The sequence below is a fragment of the Pseudomonas sp. DF5 genome (genome assembly GCF_058148225.1).
In genome coordinates this window covers 1-242 of sequence record NZ_JBYVYM010000091.1, presented here as the reverse complement: position 1 = coordinate 242, position 242 = coordinate 1, and the positions used below count along the sequence as shown (strand labels likewise).

At 47.1% G+C, this 242-nt stretch carries 1 rRNA gene; it reads left to right on the top strand.

The annotated features are described in order from the left end of the window. Positions 1-57 precede the first annotated feature (57 nt). Positions 58-173, top strand: a 5S ribosomal RNA gene (rrf, locus tag AC30D7_RS28830). Positions 174-242: the final 69 nt, after the last annotated feature.

Genomic DNA, 242 nt, shown 5'->3' with positions numbered 1-242 from the left:
AGTAGAAGTCACCGATTTTGCTGGTTCGTTAGCTGTAACGGGCTGGTCACAGAATTTCTTGACGACCATAGAGCATTGGAACCACCTGATCCCATCCCGAACTCAGAAGTGAAACGATGCATCGCCGATGGTAGTGTGGGGTTTCCCCATGTGAGAGTAGGTCATCGTCAAGATTGAATTCCGAAACCCCTGTCTGCTTATGCAGACAGGGGTTTTGTCTTTCTGGGCTTATAGAAATTTAA